General features: G+C 54.4%; 12 protein-coding genes and 3 pseudogenes. 7 read left to right on the top strand and 8 right to left on the bottom strand.

Annotation, left to right across the window (positions count from 1 at the left end; genetic code table 11):
* Window positions 1-36: 36 nt before the first annotated feature.
* Window positions 37-474 carry a hypothetical protein gene (locus EXE51_RS15655; RefSeq protein ID WP_094494283.1) on the bottom strand — a complete coding sequence of 146 codons (438 nt, stop codon included), beginning with the start codon at window positions 472-474 and terminating at the stop codon, window positions 37-39.
* Between the two features lie 193 nt (window positions 475-667).
* Between EXE51_RS15655 and EXE51_RS15650 the strand changes: the two genes are divergently transcribed.
* The 3 genes and pseudogenes from EXE51_RS15650 (at window position 668) to EXE51_RS15640 (ending at window position 3,225) form a co-directional block, all read left to right on the top strand.
* A complete protein-coding gene (locus EXE51_RS15650) occupies window positions 668-919 on the top strand; it encodes a hypothetical protein (protein WP_094553040.1) in 252 nt (83 codons plus the stop codon).
* 708 nt (window positions 920-1,627) lie between these two features.
* Window positions 1,628-2,940, top strand: a pseudogene (locus tag EXE51_RS15645) (RNA-guided endonuclease InsQ/TnpB family protein).
* A gap of 69 nt (window positions 2,941-3,009) precedes the next feature.
* Entirely contained in the window at window positions 3,010-3,225 is a 216-nt protein-coding gene (locus EXE51_RS15640; RefSeq protein WP_137690515.1) for a hypothetical protein, read from the top strand.
* Window positions 3,226-3,317: 92 nt separating this feature from the next.
* Here EXE51_RS15640 and EXE51_RS15635 read toward each other — a convergent pair whose 3' ends face one another.
* Together EXE51_RS15635 and EXE51_RS17825 are read right to left on the bottom strand one after the other, a co-directional pair.
* The gene (locus EXE51_RS15635) at window positions 3,318-4,073 is read right to left on the bottom strand and encodes a hypothetical protein (protein WP_094494286.1); all 756 of its coding nucleotides are present in this window, start codon (window positions 4,071-4,073) and stop codon (window positions 3,318-3,320) included.
* Window positions 4,074-4,206: 133 nt separating this feature from the next.
* Complete coding sequence (locus EXE51_RS17825) at window positions 4,207-4,380, bottom strand: hypothetical protein (RefSeq protein WP_199234069.1); 174 nt, start codon at window positions 4,378-4,380, stop codon at window positions 4,207-4,209.
* A 1,365-nt stretch (window positions 4,381-5,745) separates the two neighbouring features.
* Here EXE51_RS17825 and EXE51_RS15625 point away from each other — a divergent pair.
* On the top strand, window positions 5,746-7,272 hold the full coding sequence (locus EXE51_RS15625) for a DUF6498-containing protein (protein WP_137693005.1): 1,527 nt from the start codon (window positions 5,746-5,748) through the stop codon (window positions 7,270-7,272).
* 355 nt (window positions 7,273-7,627) lie between these two features.
* Here the strand turns inward: EXE51_RS15625 and EXE51_RS15620 are convergent, their stop codons facing one another.
* The gene (locus EXE51_RS15620; protein ID WP_137693004.1) at window positions 7,628-8,029 is read right to left on the bottom strand and encodes a DUF5684 domain-containing protein; all 402 of its coding nucleotides are present in this window, start codon (window positions 8,027-8,029) and stop codon (window positions 7,628-7,630) included.
* Window positions 8,030-8,761: 732 nt separating this feature from the next.
* Window positions 8,762-9,733, bottom strand: a complete 972-nt coding sequence (locus EXE51_RS15610; RefSeq protein ID WP_094583166.1) for a DUF3592 domain-containing protein — start codon at window positions 9,731-9,733, stop codon at window positions 8,762-8,764.
* 233 nt (window positions 9,734-9,966) lie between these two features.
* Between EXE51_RS15610 and EXE51_RS15605 the strand changes: the two genes are divergently transcribed.
* Window positions 9,967-11,355: an RNA-guided endonuclease TnpB family protein gene (locus tag EXE51_RS15605; protein WP_241990648.1), complete on the top strand. Its 1,389-nt coding sequence runs from the start codon at window positions 9,967-9,969 to the stop codon at window positions 11,353-11,355.
* An 80-nt stretch (window positions 11,356-11,435) separates the two neighbouring features.
* A complete protein-coding gene (locus tag EXE51_RS15600; RefSeq protein ID WP_049933025.1) occupies window positions 11,436-13,112 on the top strand; it encodes an ATP-binding protein in 1,677 nt (558 codons plus the stop codon).
* A gap of 287 nt (window positions 13,113-13,399) precedes the next feature.
* Here EXE51_RS15600 and EXE51_RS15595 read toward each other — a convergent pair whose 3' ends face one another.
* Both EXE51_RS15595 and EXE51_RS15590 read right to left on the bottom strand, forming a co-directional pair.
* Complete coding sequence (locus tag EXE51_RS15595; protein WP_137693003.1) at window positions 13,400-13,696, bottom strand: hypothetical protein; 297 nt, start codon at window positions 13,694-13,696, stop codon at window positions 13,400-13,402.
* Between the two features lie 248 nt (window positions 13,697-13,944).
* Window positions 13,945-14,476: pseudogene (locus tag EXE51_RS15590) on the bottom strand (IS6 family transposase); the annotation flags it as partial.
* A 680-nt stretch (window positions 14,477-15,156) separates the two neighbouring features.
* Between EXE51_RS15590 and EXE51_RS15585 the strand changes: the two are divergent.
* Window positions 15,157-16,674: a pentapeptide repeat-containing protein gene (locus tag EXE51_RS15585; RefSeq protein ID WP_158413904.1), complete on the top strand. Its 1,518-nt coding sequence runs from the start codon at window positions 15,157-15,159 to the stop codon at window positions 16,672-16,674.
* A 99-nt stretch (window positions 16,675-16,773) separates the two neighbouring features.
* Here EXE51_RS15585 and EXE51_RS15580 read toward each other — a convergent pair.
* Window positions 16,774-17,153, bottom strand: a pseudogene (locus EXE51_RS15580) (hypothetical protein); the annotation flags it as partial.
* Window positions 17,154-17,279: the final 126 nt, after the last annotated feature.

The raw sequence follows: 17,279 nt of genomic DNA, 5'->3' as shown, positions 1-17,279 counted from the left end.
CGTTCCGGGCGGTTTCGCCACGGAAGCGGTCGAGATCTACTGGAACGCTGGATCGTGCGTCGGCTCCGTGCTCGCCGACGTGGACTCAATCGCGTCCGGTGCCGGCTCCGAGGACCCCTGCGAGTCAACTTGGGTCTTTTCAGACGGCTGCTCCTCACTAGACTTCTGAGCCTTCTGCTCGATGCGGAGTAGTTCGTTCCACAGCGCGGCGCTGATCTCAGTGATGCCCAGTTCGTCTGTTTCTTCGAGTTGCTGGCCAATGAACGTCACCATCTGACCGTGGAATTCCTCGGTGGCGTCCGGATCCCGGTTGCTCTTGATACGGACAAATTTCTGGAACCCACTGAGCGATTCCGCCTCGCGCTCGATGGCGTCCATCTGGCGCTTGATCTCGATTTCCTCTTGGAAACTGAGCTGGTCGTTATCGGACTGTTCCGCCTCGTTCGCGTTCGTCTGGTCTCCGTCGGTCGCCATGACGTCTCGTCATTGTCGCCCTTTGCTAGGGGAGTTAACGAAGGTGCTTTGAGATGTCGGTTTTATATAAAATCTCGAGTTGTTTTCGTCCTAGCGGACACATACGCGAGACCGGGCGGTTCCTATACATAAATGGAACGTAACATACGGTCTACGACGGTCAGATGTGGGTGTCACCGTTGGGTCTAATTGGATGTCCATCGATAATCACGCGAATTCGACCACGGTCGAAGGGGCTAATGAACACCCGCCCGTCGGAGAGGATTTCCAGACGGACCTCATTCGCATCGGCCACGTGGTCCAGAGCGCGTTTGAAGACGTGTCCGGCGAGCACAATTGGGACACGTGTATTGCGGGCCTTATGAACGAGCTTGAGACGGAGGATGTTCCACCTGAAGAGGCGATCGTAGCCGCGTGGCTGTTCATTCTTGATTTCGCCGAGTAGCGGGCGTGGTTTCTTTTGTAGCTTTATTCGAATCCTCTCCAGAGTGCTGTGTTGAACAGGTTCTGAGTCACAAGGCTCTGTTGAAATCCTATTCTTCAGATATATTCTCGCCTGAAACAGCCGGTCGGTGAGAACTGCGAGTCTATCGGTTCAAATTCACGATGGAAAACATACACTTATAATCATATTCCGGTTCGCTATGGGTCTTCCCTCCTCGCGTCGTCGATTCCTTTCTCTCTGTACAACCGGAAGTGTCGCCTCCCTTGTAGGATGTGGAGCAATTGACTCATCGAACGACACGCAGAGTACGCCGACACCGGAGATAATACAGTCAGCGAGTGGGCTGGTCTAGCAGAAGGCAGTGGAAGTCGAACTCACTCAAGCGGACTCCTCTGTTTGGACCGAGGTCCTCGGACTCCAGTTCGACCGTGAGCAAAACGAGGTATTCGGTGGCTTCGATCCAGAGCACGTTGAGGGGGCCGTCGATGACGCATCGGTCACTATCTCATCAGAGACACACGATACACTAACTACCGAGTTCGGGCAGGGATATTATAGAATACAAGGAGAATACACGCGCCTTCAGGCGCGGGATGAATCCGACAACTCTGACACACCCTGCTATCGATAGCAAGCTTGGATATTCTACTGTTCTCAGCCAGATCTTTTATTGACGACCTAACTATAACTTGTTATAGAACGTTTCAGATGCTGGAAGTCCACCGCACCCACCAAGCGAAAATTCTCAACCACGGTCAGGTAGTGGAGTCGCTTGACAGGCACGGGTGGTCAGCCAGCAAGCTCTGGAACGTCGCTAACTACTATTCCCGCGAAGTATGGGATGAAACAGGTGAAATCCCCGATCACGGAGACCTCAAAGACGAGTTGAAGACCCACAACAAGTACAAAGGACTGCACAGTCAGTCCAGTCAGCGCGTTCTGGAGGAACTCGCTGAAGCCTTCAACTCGTGGTACGGCTCCGATGATGACAGAGATAACCCACCCGGCTACCGCAAAGAAAACTACTACGACCAACAGGGTCGTCGCGTCCACGAAGAACACCCGCGTAGCACGGTGACGTGGAAACAGAAAGGCATCCGTCACGACTCAAAGAACGATCGGGTTCGCCTCTCAAAAGGTCGAAATCACAAGGAGTACCCCCGAGCGAGAGAGTACATCCTCGTTGAGTACGAAACCACACCCGGCGTCACCGTCGAAAATCTACAACAGGTTCGCGCCGTCCACGACAACTCAAACGGCAATGGGAACTACACCTCGTCTGTAAAGACGAAGTTGAGACTCCTGACGCTCCCGGCACCGAGACGGCAGGTATTGACCTCGGTATCTGTAACTTTGCCACGGTTGCGTACAGTACCGAGGAAGCTGACCTCTACCCCGGCAACCGGCTGAAACAGGACGGCTACTACTTCCCAAAAGAGATCGCCAAGTGCGACGACTCAGGTGGCGAAGAAGCCACCCGTCTACACGCGAAATGGTCGGAGCGGCGCACTCACTTCTTCCACAGTCTCGCCAAACATATCGTTCAACGGTGTGTTGAAAACCAAGTTGGTCGTATCAACGTGGGGGACTTGGGGGGTATCCGAGAGGACGAAGATGGTAGCTCAAAGAACTGGGGTCGGCACGGGAACCTCGACTTGTACGGGTGGGCGTTCGACCGCTTCACGGACCTGCTCGAATACAAGGCGAAAGTGGAAGGAATCAAGGTCGTAGAAGTGTCCGAGCGCGACACGAGCAAGACGTGTTGTATGTGTGGGAGAGAAGATGGTAGTCAGCGTGTTGAGCGCGGTCTATACGTCTGCGAGGAGTGTGATGCGGCGTTCAACGCTGACGTGAATGGGGCGGAGAACATCCGTCTCAACATGAACGGAAGTAACTCCGAGTCTTCGGCCAGTTTGGACGAGGATAGGAGTACCGGCTGGTTGGCACAGCCCGGAGTCTACCTATATGACTTGTCCAGCGGATTCCAACCGCGGGATCAAGTGGTAGACTGTAAACCCTAATATCCCAAACCAGCGGCGCGGTGCCGTGGGATTCCTCCGCCTTCAGGCGGGGGAGGATGTCAAGGGAGAGTGTCCGTTGAGGTCGCCGGAGGACGCGACCTAGAGTTTCGGCGGGTTGATAACCCGAAGAACGTCCAGACGACGCTCGCGGAGTACATGGGTAATGAAGAGTACGCAATCCCCGGGTCTCGAGAGCAGTGGGAATCTGTCCTCAGCCTTGTCCGTGAAATCCGCGCCACGGTGGCGCCCACCAGAGATGATAGTGAGCCTGTGACCGGAGAATAAGAGAGTTCACATTGGGTCTCAAACGGTCTGTCGCCAATATTGAAGGCAGTCAGTTACTGTACGTCGCCAGCGCGAGCAGCGTCGGCGAGAGATCACGTGGTGACCGGAAGATTAGTTTCCGGTAGGACAACCCGTTTATAAACGATCAAGTAGGAAACTGTCGCAAGCAGATACACACCGACTGTCGGCAGTGGCGGCCAGTTCAAAATAAAAATCGCGAACGCTACCCAGAATCCGGCTAATAGAATCCCACATAGTGAGACGACATGTAATCCCTCCTGTGACTGAACTTGAATGTCGCTCCCTGTCAGCAGCCGGACGCTGACCATCGCCACAGTAAGTGTCGCCCAGGTCAAGACTGGGAGCCCGAACACGGTCCATATATTGACCGGTAACTGTGGAGACTCACTGAGCAGTATTGGCCACCCGACTATCCCGAGTGCCACCCAGCCAATGCTCCGAAAGAGCTCTTCGCGGAAGATTGAACGGACGCGTGGGTGGTTAAGGAATTCGCGGAGGGGATGCGTCGAAGTAGTCTTGTCGGCTGTCAGCGCTTGTTTTCCTTCCGGCGATAGCGGCCACTCCGACTCAGGGTGGTTGAGATAATACAAGGTTAGTGAATCAGCGAATGACTCCGTCGTGACGACTCCGTTTTCCTCGAGTTCTGTTAACCGGTTCCGGAGCGTCACCTTAGAGACGTCTGGCTTGATCTGCTGTTGGATTTGCTGGAGCGAAAAGAACGGCCGATCTGCTCGATACATCGTTTCGACGACGTGGCGGCGGGTGAGTTTGGTGTTTACCCGCTTGTCCTGAGGCAGCTTTTCTGTTATCCAAGGTGGGAGGGCCATGTGTTATCAGTCAGTCACGCACAACATCTTATCGAGTCAAATTGTATGTTTTGCTCTGTTGGGGCCACAGGGCGGTGCGGTGCTGTTTCAGCAATTGAAACTGCTTCGGAGACCCTGAGACTGGCCCGAAGCGTCAGGTAGTCGCTGTCGAGCCCCTGTCCGTCGGGTGAACGTACCAGTACCAGAGGGAAGTCACGGCCGCGACCGCGACGTAACTGAGCGTGATCCACTGAGCGGAGTAACCACCTCTTGTGACGAGATACACCGCGGCGACACCCCCGAGCATGATCCCGAGGGCGAGGCTCACGGATATTCCGCCTGTCGTCTGGACACAAAGATCCGATTCGGTCACGCTCCGGACTCCGATAGCACTTGCCGTCAACACGGCCCAGGTGATCACGGGAAGTCCGAAGACCGTCAGGGGTGTCGGGTTGAGCCAACTGACTTCCATCGTCACTAGCGGCCAGCCGACGAGTCCGGCTCCGAACCAGACGATACTTCGTAACAGTTCCGTGCGTACAATTTCGCGTAGTTGTGACGTCATGTCCACACACCCGCCTAGCGTAGCAACCGGTAAAGCAGCGCCGAGAATCTTGCGTTCACAGAGGCGGACTTTCCGGGCACAAAGGAGAGTTTGTACCCGGAAAGTAGAGGTATTGCGCCACGGACCGTCGCGCTAGGCGGTCACTAGCCGGTCGGATTAAGCTCGGTGTGAGATATAGGAGACAGCGAAGCCCCCCGGCCAATTTCGACCTGTCTTTAACGCGACATTGGTAAAACTAATTATGGCCAAGAATTTTGTCGTTCTATTTTGAAAAATGTATTCGTATTCTAATATCCCCTTTGGGCACGAGTAACGGCTTCGTGGCAGAGCCAGAGATCGACAGTCCACAAAGCTTAGATCCTCAACCACCCGAATCAACGGGAGTAACATAGTGATCAGGGGGATCCCATGATATCAGCAGAGGGAACACGTCACTCTGTATGCTTAGACCGGTACTTCTCGTCGGGTCTGTATTATCAGCTCTTGGTTACAGGGAGAACCAGCGCACAGATACTACAGAAGACGATGGTGCGCGTATTTCAGTATTCAATCCCAGTGAGGCACGGGTTCTACGAGCAACCCGAACTCAGCATCTGTGAGCACTGGCGCGAAAGAGCCCTCGACAGGCTGTTGTCGGGAACAGAACACTCAATTCGACGATTGAGAGGTCATTTAGGAGCTAGTTCCGGAAATCACGCTGCTTGTCGCCCCCTCGGTACAGATATTTCAGTGCTACCTGTGGCAACTCAGTAACAATAGCGTTGAGAGCCATGTACTTACAACAGACACTCTATCCGATCGGACTGGCCAGTACCAACATTGCGATAGGCTGGCTGCTTTATTATTCATCTGAGCCGATCCTCGGAGGGCTGCTCGTCGTGGTTGGGGCCTTTGTCATCCTCACTTCAATTGGGAGTACTCTCAGTCGATATAAATCCGTACTCAGTGATCAACACTGACTCGAGCAACAATGGCTTACTACTATTATATCCGCTACCGGTTAGGTACATGAATGCCCTCCACAGCATCTGTTCAAAAGTCACGAGACAGAACTGTGATTGATCCTGAGGGGTCTGTGTTCCACGCCCAGGGTACGCGCAGCGGGTCGCTTTGTCACCACATCCGTAGATGAGCTCAGCAGCCACAACTCACAATACGGGGGATAGTCGCCTCCCGGATCCCGAACTATCGGCCCTCCTTGTGGCGAATCTGGTTCCGGTTGTCGGGATTGTTGTGTTCAACCTATCGGTTTTAGAACTGCTGACCTTATATTGGCTTGAGTTCGGTGTTGTCTGTTTTTGGGCGGTTGTTCGAGCGACGTTTGCCGGGCGGCCAATGGAACGGAATGGGGATCCAATCCTGTTGGGGGCGATTGCCACAAAAAAGACCTCTATTTCAGTCCCGCTGATCGGTGCTAACGTCCGACTACTGACGATTCCGACACTTTTGTTCGTGGTACCGATCCTCATCGGACTGTGGCTATTCGTCGGGGCATTAGTTGTCGGCCCCGTAGCAAATGTGAATCCGGATGCCAACATCTCGTCGTGGCTTATCGCTGGTGCGTTTGGAATTTTCATCGCAGCAGGATGGCGAACAGCCACTACGTACTTTCGAGATGGTGATTACCAAGATCACAACGTCGCAACCGCTCTTCAGAGTGTCGTCACGGAAGGCGCAACAGTACTCCTCGCGAGCATCATCGCGCTGCTCACCGCAGCTCTGGTTGTCTCTAACGGCGGGGGTGGAGAGACCTCTCGTGCGGTTGAACGGGTTGCGACGGGACCACTCGTCGCAGTGGTAGTCTCAATTAGGCTCCTCACCGATCTCGCAGAATACTACTACGATGGCCGTCTCGGTGCGGGATTGTGGTCACTTGTCGGTCGTGGAGACGCATACAGTCCCCCGGAGCGTGAGACAATTGAGACAACGCTATCAGGAAATCCCACAGTTTTGCGGCCGTCGCTGTCGGGACGGCTACTGCCTACGGCCTCACATTTCCGGACACACCCTGGACTATGGTTGCTGACACCACTCGCCTTTCTCGCCGCATCACTTGCTGTATTTGATGGTGCTACCCAAATAGCGGGTGGCATCATGCTTCTTGGGACCGGCGTCCCGCTTGGTCTCATCCATCTCGACTACTGGATCCGGTACGCTGGTGTTGAATACCGGCTAGATTCGGACACCATTGTTGCGACTGATACCCTGTTTCAAACCCCTCTTTGGCGGTACGAATCGCTAGCTGATCATGAGGTCCGAATCGAACGTGACGCCGTCGACAGGTGGTTAGACACCTCGACGGTACTTGTTGACCGCGGTGACAGACCGACCAAGCTACCACGACTCGAAGATACCACCCCAATCACGGACTCTCTTGTCGACGTGAGTACCGCTGACAATGACGCTGGTGCCAATTGGAATGCGAATACAAACGGGCCAGACACTATGGTGGAAGTTAGTATCGAACTGCTGCGGTTAGACAGTACAGCACCCCGTATGTCGCTTGTGTCGATGACTCTGTTCGGAGTCGTCTCACTGATTGCGTTGGTGATAGCTGCTCAGTTTGAGGGCGGCGCAGCAGCGGGTGTCTTCGTATTTCTGTTCACTGTGATTCCGCTCGTCGGACTTATAATCTACCAGATCAGCAATAACTAATGCTGTTGGCCCTCCAGTGTTAGGCTGCGGTTCCACCAATTTGGGACACTAACCTCTATTGGTGGTGTGTCGGTACTAGATACATCTACTTGACGAATGATAGTACTGGTGGACGGGGTGGAGGGCCGTCCTTCCAGCGGAGGGTGATCAATGAAGCGTCGCGGGGGGAGTAGGTGAGCCTCCCATCCGTTGGGGGGAGGTGAGCGATGGGAGAGGCCCAGCGACCGGATATTTGTTCAAGACCGCCTCCGGCCGGCGGCTACCTGTATCTAATACTGGGAATAGTATCAAGCCCGTAGCAGCGTTTCATCGGGAGAAACACGGCGCAGTTGGGCCTAAATGAGATTTTTGAGTGTTAGGCCATGCTCTCCGTTGAGCTAGTGGCATCGTTATACTGGTAGCCACCGAATCCGAGAAGCGGATAGAAGACGAATGAAATAAACGTGAGTCCGAGGCCGAACAGAATCCCCTTATTGAATTTGCCAGCGACATCGATACTAACTTTCAGCGTGGCGAAGAAATTGATCACCGGGACGAAGAACAGAGCAAACCAATACCATGCGTTTCCGCTCACCTTGACTAAGACGTAGAGGTTGTATATCGGAATAATCGCAGCCCAGCCCGGTTTCCCAGCTTTCTCAAATACTTTCCACAATCCGGCAAAAATCAAAATAATGAGTCCTAGTGTAACGAACAATTCAATATTGGTACTACTGGTTCCTTGTATCGAAACTGATGAACTCAACGCTGATCGCATCAGTCAATGAATTCTTCCATATTAATAAAAATCCAAGTCACCGTTTCACACTCTGAATTACGACCATTGGAATAGTTATCATACCGAACCCAAACTTCCAGAACACATATGTTCGTAGCTTTCGACTGAGGAAGTAATGTCCGCGCTTCAGTCTGCCCTCCTTAATTGGAATCCGAGTCGGATCATAACTGCCGTCATAGCTGGCACTGCAGTCTTTCTTGCGTCCCAAGTTACTGATGGAGTTCTCTTGGAGCTTGGCGTGGCAGTTCTCTTAGCAATGGTACTCCATATTCCATGGTGGTTGTACAACCGTCATACCACCCAGTCTGTAGATGGGTGACAGACTCGCGCCCTGTATTTAACAGCCCGTTTGTACCAACTGCTAAGAATTTCAACAGAGCCGAGAGGTTGAAATGGTGAACACAGAGTTAAAAACAAGCAACTGGATCTACCACCTAGCACTATTGCCAACTGACGGACTAGGCACCGTCGTGGTGATTAATAGACATGATAGATGATATCTTAGAGTTCATTTTTGAACTATTGCTGGAGTTGGTCCCAAACGCGGTATGGAAGGTTCTGCTGAGTGTGGTCGGGATCGCGATGACGGTAGTCGGAGCGACAAAAATTACAGAGTCAACACGAATAGGGGCCGCATTAATCGCCGTCGGTACATTCCTATTTATATCCTCTCTCCTCTCGTTGTACCGATCGAGCTAATTCTTTTTTTTATTACGACGCCGTCACGAGCACGAACCCGACGACACCGATGAGGAACACGATGAGTGTGAACACGAAGCCGGTCAGTTTCACTCGACGGCCATAGGCGTTGAGTTCGTCTCGGGAGTACATGATTGTAACGAGGCGAGACGGATGTCGGAACGGACTCGGTGGCCGTGGGTCTGGAATACGTTCACGCAGTCGTCTGTATTCGGTAAATGACCAAATGCCATATAGTGTAAGCCCAAAGACAAATCCTAAACCAGATAGAAGCGCCGCAAGGAACGCGAATCCGACTGGATCAGCCACACTGACCTGTATTGATGACCCCTCTGAGTTCAACAGAAGTACCACTATAGTCACGAGAGAAACGAAAAACACAGCTGGTGTAAACAACATGAGACGCTTACTAACTCGAGACAGTGTGTCTCGATTAAACCCGAACACCGTGTCATATCGAGTTGGCTCGCGCCCAGTTGTTTGACTGATCCCTACATTTTGGCCAGGATTACGCGCCCCAATCGCATGAAGTGCTGTCAAGAGCGCCAGAAGACTCCCAAAACCAATGAATCTGAATGGAGCAAATACCGTTTGTCGCTTGAGAAACGCTCCACTAGGGTTGTCGGGGGTAACGTAGGCTGTCGCTGTCTCATTCGGCTCATATGGCTCAATACTACGTTGAGCGTCACTCCGGACGGTGTATATCGGCCGCGTTGAGCCTGGGAACACCTGTTTGCTCGTATATTCACGCCCCTGATATTCGTAGGTGTGCTCAACTGAGATGCGGTAGTAGAAGCGACGCCCATCAGATCTGCTGATATCGGTGCCAACAACAGTTGTTTCGACAGCGACAGCATCGTCAACAGCGTCCGACTGCTGGACGTAGTCATATCCTCCATACCCAGCGATGCCGAGTCCGAGAATGAGCGCGAGAAGGATCAGCGGCGTAACCGTGACAGCCACCCCACGGAGAGTAAACTGCATTTCACCTGATTGTTTTTATTGGAACCAATAAGCCTGAACGGAGTGTTTCAACAGCAGCAACAGCAGTCAGCGTAATTCAAGGTGGAGCCCCCGACCTCAAGGAGCGACCGGAGAGAGTGAGTAGGTCGGGAAGGGAACCGACATGATTCCGTCATTATCACGTTCTACACGTGGCTAACTATCCTCCAAAAACAGTATTGTCATAAAGACTTAGCGTAACGTCTGAATTACGGATGGAGGTACGTCGTACGGTCCCCGTCAAACTCGACGTGGCCGACAGCGACGCCGCCCTCCTCCACGAAACCATCTCCGAGTTTCTGTGGGCCGCCAACTACGTCGTTGACCACGCCTGGCAAGGTGAGTACAAGACGACGAGCAAAGCCCAACTCCAGCGTGAAACCTACGACGACGTGCGGGCCAAAACGAGGCTCCAAGCGAATCTCGTCCAGGACGCTCGCAACAAGGCCGCCGACGCCGTCCAGAGCGTTGTCGCACGCTGGAAACAGGGTGACTACGCGGGAAAGCCGCACTTCTCCGCCCCGACGCTCGTCTACGACAAGCGATGTGCGACGTTCAACGACGACCACGCGACGCTCTCGACCGTTGCGGGACGTATCACCGCCAGATATGTTCTCCCCGACGGGGATCGCGAGACGCCTCATTCAGAGTTTCTGTTCAACGACGACTACGACGTGACGGGCGCAGAACTACACTACCGCGACGATGAGTTCCACCTTCACGCCCGCACAAAGGCGGACGCGGAGTTCGAGACTGCCGATGACGGTAACGACGGGCACAACACAGTCCTCGGCGTTGACCTCGGCATCGAAAACGTCGCCGTCACCTCCACGGGCACGTTCTGGAACGGGGCAGAGCTGAACCACTGGCACCGCGAGTTTGAAAAGCGGCGCGGGTCGTTCCAACGATGTGGAACCCGGGCCGCCCACGAACCCATCCAGTCGGTTGGACGTACCGAGACGGGGCGCTATGACCACTTCTTACACACCGTCTCGAAAGAACTCGTCGCGGAAGCCGTCGAACACGACTGTGACGTGATCGCGTTCGAGAACCTGACTGGGATTCGTGACCGAATGTCGAATGCCAAGACATTCCACGTATGGGCCTCCCGCCGGCTGTGCGCGTATGTGGAGTACAAAGCCGAAATGGTCGGTATCTCGGTCGAACAGGTGAGTCCCGCGTACACGAGCCAGCGGTGTTCCAAGTGCGGGTTCACTCACGAGGATAACCGCCCCGCCTCGAACGAACCGGACGTGTTTGAGTGTCTCAAGTGCGGATACTCACCCCACGCCGACTACAACGCGGCAAAGAACATCGGCCTGAAGCATCTCCGCTCGGGGCAAACGTCGTCGGGCGGAGGCGCACCCGTAAACGTGCGCTTGAATCGCGGGAGATTGAACGTGAACGGGGATTACGAGCCTGCCAGCGATGGCCAGAACGGGAGTCCACGCGAAAGCCCTACGCTCAACGAAGCGAACGGCAGCGCCGTGAGCGAGTTGGGTAGGGTAGTTCACAGCCGGCTATACCACTCGACATATCTGTGTTTCCGGGCCAGTAACGGGTATGATGAAATTATGGATGAATCGCTTGAACAACCAGCGTGAGTGAGCGCAATGACATCAGTAACTGCCCAGCGGTTCAACGCTGTTCCATCTAAAAATCCGAAAGCGAATCCCCTCCACCAATGCTGCTCTCATTAGGACCCTCACTTGCCGTTGATCTCGTTGCCGTAGGCCTCCTGGCGTGGGTAACGTGGCAAACTGCGAAGGATCGGTCCCCCCCAAATGCGGTCCCCTTTGCGCTCATGAGCGGCAGTCTGTTACTATGGGCACTGCTCTCGCTGATCTCTGAATTTCCGAACGCATGGGGGGTCGGATCGAATTTGGCTGCTATCGCGCAGGTTGTCCCGGTCGTGTTTCTCCCCGCGATATGGCTGGTCTATGTCCTTGGGTATATCGGCCGAGAGACAGGCTTTACTTCCCTCCGAGGGGGCTTGTTTGTTCTCCTTGCGCTCCCGCTGATTGGGGCAGCAGCCACGTTCGAGGGTGACCCAACGCGGGAGGAGATCCGTCGCTCACTCGCGTCACTCGTCGGTACTGAACTGTTATTATTGTTCATAATTTACGCCTACGCGGCGTTTCTCTTCCTCAGGTACGGCTGGAACCACGGCCGTGTTTCAAGAACACAGGTTGGGATCCAGCTAGGAGCAATCTCAGCACCATACATTATCGGGGGCTGGCTTGACGGGAGTTTGATCATCGACGGAGTCACTGGCGGGTTGTTAGTTTCGGGAGTGTTACTTACCGTTGCGATTCAACGCTATCCGGTATTGACGGGGTTCCCGAAAGCAGATTATGTCGCGCGGTCACGCGTCGTCGAATCGCTCCAGGAGGCGGTTGTCGTTGTCGACTGGGAAGCAAATATCCTCGATGCCAACGTGACAGCTGAAGGCTTGTTCGGGTGGGCGACACGAGACGTGATCGGGACACCAGTCAGCGCGGCCGTAGACGGATTCGATGTGACAAATCTATCAGCTGGTACAACTGAGGTTGTCTCGCTCCAAACGACAAAGGGCCGACGTCAGTTTCAGTACACGGTCTCCGACGTCGAACGCGACACGAGTGACAGCGACGGGGAGCCCGTGGCGCGGACAATTGTCTTCCGGGACGTGACCGATCAGCGAACCCGTGAACAGCGGCTCTCAGTACTCAATCGCGTGCTTCGACACAACGCCCGGAACAAACTCGACGTGATCTTAGCGCATGCGGATCACGTAGAAGACGACACGCACCGGACAGCGATTCAAAATAGTGCCAGCGAGCTTGCCTCGGTCAGCCGGAAAGCACGAGAGGCTGAAGCAGTTATGACCGATAGCGTTAGCGCCCCGTCAACGGTCGATATTGCTGCGGTCGCCCACGAAGTCGCCGCAACGGCCCGTGATGATTACCCGGATAGCAGCATCTCAGTCACTGCTCCGGAGCGGCTACAATTGACCTCCTATCGAACTGTTGTGCGACGGCTTATGACAGAACTCGTCGAGAACGCTATTGTTCACTCAGACGACCCCGCACGAGTCGATATCGAGGTCGAAACGACAGCTGATGATATCCCACAGCTCCGCATCGCAGACAATGGTCCTGGGATCCCGGACCGAGAGCGAGACTTGTTGACCGAATCGAGCGAAACACAACTTGAGCACGGACTGGGTGTCGGACTCTGGTTCGTCAATTGGGCCGTAAGCCAACTGGGCGCTGAACTTGAGTTCCAGTCTACTGGTACCACAGGCACTACCGTAGTCGTTCGTTTTTATCGGAACAGAGAGTCGATGCCGCAAGACTCAGACGGCAGCCATAATCGGTGACAGGTGTATTGATGCTGGAGCCTTAGCCGACCGTGGCTTTATTTGAACTTTCAGAAGGTAGTATATTGCTGGGTCCTAGTTTGTGTAGAATCCTTCAGAATCGCTCAGTAAAGGGTACTTACAGACCAGATTCGGACTATACCCCTCCTAATGCTGTCAAGAACGTCTTGCGAGATACAGAGGTTGCGTGTAGCAAGTTCACCCCTTGTCTTTTCGGTCACTCCCAATGAGTCCTCCGTGCGAATGAACTCCTTACAAGAGCGGTGAACTCAACCCAACCGGCTCAATCACACTAAGAGGAGCTCGGGCCTGACGAAGCCGATCACGAGAATACCCGCCAGTACAGCGATCGCTGTGAGTCGCAGGGCACCAGAAGCCCGTCGTCGAGATTTTGGCAAGGACTCGGCAATGCCGGAGAGGGCCATCCCAGCACCAATAAATAGTGTGGCATAGTAGAGCGTCGCCCCTTTTAGAATGACGTAGTACGCTTGCTGCCCGGTTATCAGAAGTGCGCCACAGAGAAAAACCAGTCCAAGCCCTCTAGAGGGCTCGCCAAACACGGTCTCATCGATAATGGAGGGCATCAAGCATGCTGTCTCCGGCGACGTTCAAATATTGCTGGGTTTGCGTACCCGCCGCTGAGACGAGCATAGCGTGGTCGTGAAACGGTGCTGATGGCGCTGACCGACTCGCGCGCTGTATCTCGCACGACGATCCGAATGTCTCCCTGAATTAGTAGAACTCTCGGTGTTCAATGCGCAGGCACATTTCTTCGGGTGATTCAGATCTGAATTCATGAAATAAATGTTGTAGCAAATCTCCCGTCACCCTATTTTACCTCACTAAACATACGTTCAACGGCATTGCGATTCCCATGTGTAACGTGCTGGAGTCGAAGCCTGTGACGATGACAGGCCGCGTGTAACCACAGCGCGCCGTCAACCAGAAAGACTGCGTCGTCGATATAATGTTTCTCACGCAGTTCTGAAGAAACATCGAAGAGACTGCGCTAGTTCTCGTCGGATATGGCCGCACGGAGAGCAGACGGTTCGTATTGAGATCGACAGCAGCGTGTAGCCAATACTACTCAGAATTGAGCTGAATCACGGTCTCATCGACCGCAACGTCATTGGGATTGGCACCATCAGTCGGCTGTGGATTGGCCTTCTGTACCCACCGATGGACGGTAGCCCGATGGCGATCGACACCCGGCCTCTTAAGAATAGAAACGGTATTAAAAACTGATAGTCTAGCCAATTGGAGTCGGATACCGACCTTCATCGCTGACTCGAGTACCGACTCTCGTTCCAGAAATCTAATTCGATACAATCGCTATTCTCGCTGAGGTGGTCGAAACTGAGTATTAGCCACTCGATCTTTTGGCCGCCTCATTCCTTATCCAAACGCTACCGTGGCAAAGCAGGTCGTTCCCCTGTCTGTTCAATGGTCAAAGGATGTCACAGTCGGGCATCGGTGCTGGAAGGCAAGCGCCCGCAGGCGCCGGGAGTCGTTTCTGGCCTGGGGTGTTCGGCATCGCCACTCAAAGGCTGGCAACAAACCCACGCGCTGGCGCAAGTACGTTACGTTGAGGCTGTGACTGGCTGGAATACGAACTAATTGACAACATCAGCGACTAAGCCGTCTCACAGAGGACTACCCCCCGGGCGTCCGCACCGATGAGCACCGATATTGGGACGATCCACAGGTCCTGTGGCACGGCGTAAGCCCGGAGTCGGCGACTCGACGAGTCTGACCGATTGGTTATGCCCGCCGACACAACACTCAATAATGGTGTCAACGAACCACTCCAGCAACGCAGTACTCAACGCAACCAACACCGATTCACCTGTGTGAACGAACTCATGTCGACACCGGAACACAGCCGATAATGGGTGCGCAATGCTCACACACGATTTCGCCAGCGTATCCTGACTTTCGTGAGTATACGCGAAGTGGTGACGACGGCGACGATCGAAACCGCTGGCTACTCGATGAGGGTGTACCTGGGGTCGAAGACGGCACATGGTCGTGCCCCCATGAGGTCGTGCCCGGACACGACAAGTGCCCGTTTCATCTCCCGGTCGCAGACCGGCCCCCAGAGCTTGACGTCACAGCTGAGTTCCTCCACCGGATCGAAGCGTCTCAAGAGATCGATTCACGGACCGCCAAACGCCGGAAACTCCAGTTCATCGATGCGACGTTCGAGTCGTTCGACATCGCTGGCGAAACACTTGATCCGGGGACGAACTATGGGATTAACCTGGCTCACGCAACCCTCGCCGGTGTTGACCTAACTGACACACGGGTACACCAACAGATTCGATTCTCCCATGCGACGTTTGAGGGCGCCTCACGGTTCCGGAACGCGCAGTTCAGCGGGTTCGTCGGGATGCGTGACGCTGAGTTTCGCGGCCCGGCCCGATTTAGAGGCGCAACGTTTGAACGGCCAGTTAATATCAAACACGGGACGTTCCACGACGACGTCTACTTTTGGTACACCGTGTTTGGGCGGCACGCGAACTTCCGCGACGTTGACTTTCAGGGCTACGCGTACTTTCGGGGGGTCGACTTCAATAACTACGTGCGGTTCTCGCAGGCACAGTTCCACGACGAGGCGTTCTTTAAGCTTGGAGAGTTCGGCGACGACGCCGACTTCATCAACGCACAGTTTGATGGCCCGCACAGTTTCATCGATGCCGAGTTTGAGCGCACGACTGACTTTTCCGGCGTCACAACCTCAGGCCCGATGGACCTCTCTGGAGCAACCCTAGAGACGCTTGAGATGACACCAGACAAGATTGAATCAGATACCCAGTACGTTGACCTCTCTGGATCACTGATTGAAGCCGGTGAGCTCGGCCAACCCGACCAAGGAGCGATTCTGTACGACGCCCACAAGGCGACGTTAGGCGATGTCGCCGTGACGACGCCCCGTGACGAGCCCGTCATCGAGCATATCCGGATGGTGTCGACGAATTTTGACGGGTTCGAATTCGAGAGCGATGATATGGATCCGCAAGCCGCAGGGTGGCGCATCCACACTGTCTTTGATCCGTCACTACTCCCTGGCGACAAGGAGGAGACTCCGTCGCCGGCTGCCCTCCGTGAAACCTATCTCAAGGCGAAAAACGGTGCGAAACAGGTTGGGAATACAGCGTCGGCCGGCCACTTCTACTACAGGGAAATGACATACCGCCGGAAACACCTAGGTAATCTTGTCAGATCGGGGCAAGGAGACGGTATCCGAACCGGCTTGGCGTGGATGCGGAATCTGACACTGAACCTCGTAACCGGGTATGGCGAATACCCTCTGCGAGTGATTGGCACCTCGATGGGTGCTGTCATCGGGTTCGCAGCCCTGTACGACATCATTGGGGCGACCGAAACATCCCTCGCAGAGTCGATACTCTTCAGCTTTCAGAGTTTCATTACCTTCATCGTCGGCTCGCCACCACAAGGCACGACGCAGGCGGTTGCCGTGATCAGCAGTCTCGAAGGCTTCGTTGGCGCGTTCTTTATTGCGCTGTTCGTCTACGCGTTCACGCGCCGGCTTGACCGGTGACACCTCCCTCGTGTTGAGGTGTGCGAATTCGTGGGACAGAACACTGATCGTGTGCCCTCAGCGATAGGCACTGTGAGCGTGCCACTCTACCAATCGCCATTATGTGAACCGCCTCGGGATCAAGTCCCGAGGCACTCGACCTGCTCCGCCTGTAGAACTACGGAAAGCCCACATAACAAGGCAGTCGATGGTAATATCGACAGATGCGCCTGTGAGATTAAGCGATCTAATGGTCCCGAATGTATGAGCGGCCTGTTCCAACCCTTGCTTGGACAGGCCTCGGAACTTCCGCAGCCACGATTGAACAAGCGAAAACAAACATTCTACTGATTGATGTGGACTCGGACAGGCAATACGCACCTGTCTTTGTGAACGACTGTTCGGTGGTCCCGATCCATCTCGCGGTACGCTCGGGGTCTACCTGTTCAGACCCCTTCCAGCCGCTGGGAGAGGTCTTCAACTTCCTGGACCATTGGTTGGTCGCGTTAAGTTAGAGGATGAGGCGGACGATTTCTGAGTGTCTATGCCAGAATTCGACCGCCTCAGCGAAGGTATCGCGTGGATCGACTTGTCGTTTGCGGAGCGAGATCGAACTCCGCGCTGGG

Origin of the sequence: Halorubrum sp. CGM5_25_10-8B, assembly GCF_005435095.1 — an archaeon.
Classification (GTDB): domain Archaea; phylum Halobacteriota; class Halobacteria; order Halobacteriales; family Haloferacaceae; genus Halorubrum; species Halorubrum ezzemoulense.
The sequence above is the reverse complement of the archived record's forward strand: the minus strand, read 5'-3'. Positions and strand labels throughout refer to the sequence as shown.

Coding starts and splice junctions, on each gene's coding strand:
- EXE51_RS15605 (WP_241990648.1), top strand. CDS start 9,967: ATGGAGGTACGTCGTACGGTCCCCGTCAAACTCGACGTGGCCGACAGC.
- EXE51_RS15655 (WP_094494283.1), bottom strand. CDS start 474: ATGGCGACCGACGGAGACCAGACGAACGCGAACGAGGCGGAACAGTCC.
- EXE51_RS15620 (WP_137693004.1), bottom strand. CDS start 8,029: ATGCGATCAGCGTTGAGTTCATCAGTTTCGATACAAGGAACCAGTAGT.
- EXE51_RS15650 (WP_094553040.1), top strand. CDS start 668: ATGTCCATCGATAATCACGCGAATTCGACCACGGTCGAAGGGGCTAAT.
- EXE51_RS15610 (WP_094583166.1), bottom strand. CDS start 9,733: ATGCAGTTTACTCTCCGTGGGGTGGCTGTCACGGTTACGCCGCTGATC.
- EXE51_RS15595 (WP_137693003.1), bottom strand. CDS start 13,696: ATGCCCTCCATTATCGATGAGACCGTGTTTGGCGAGCCCTCTAGAGGG.
- EXE51_RS15635 (WP_094494286.1), bottom strand. CDS start 4,073: ATGGCCCTCCCACCTTGGATAACAGAAAAGCTGCCTCAGGACAAGCGG.
- EXE51_RS15625 (WP_137693005.1), top strand. CDS start 5,746: ATGAGCTCAGCAGCCACAACTCACAATACGGGGGATAGTCGCCTCCCG.
- EXE51_RS15600 (WP_049933025.1), top strand. CDS start 11,436: ATGCTGCTCTCATTAGGACCCTCACTTGCCGTTGATCTCGTTGCCGTA.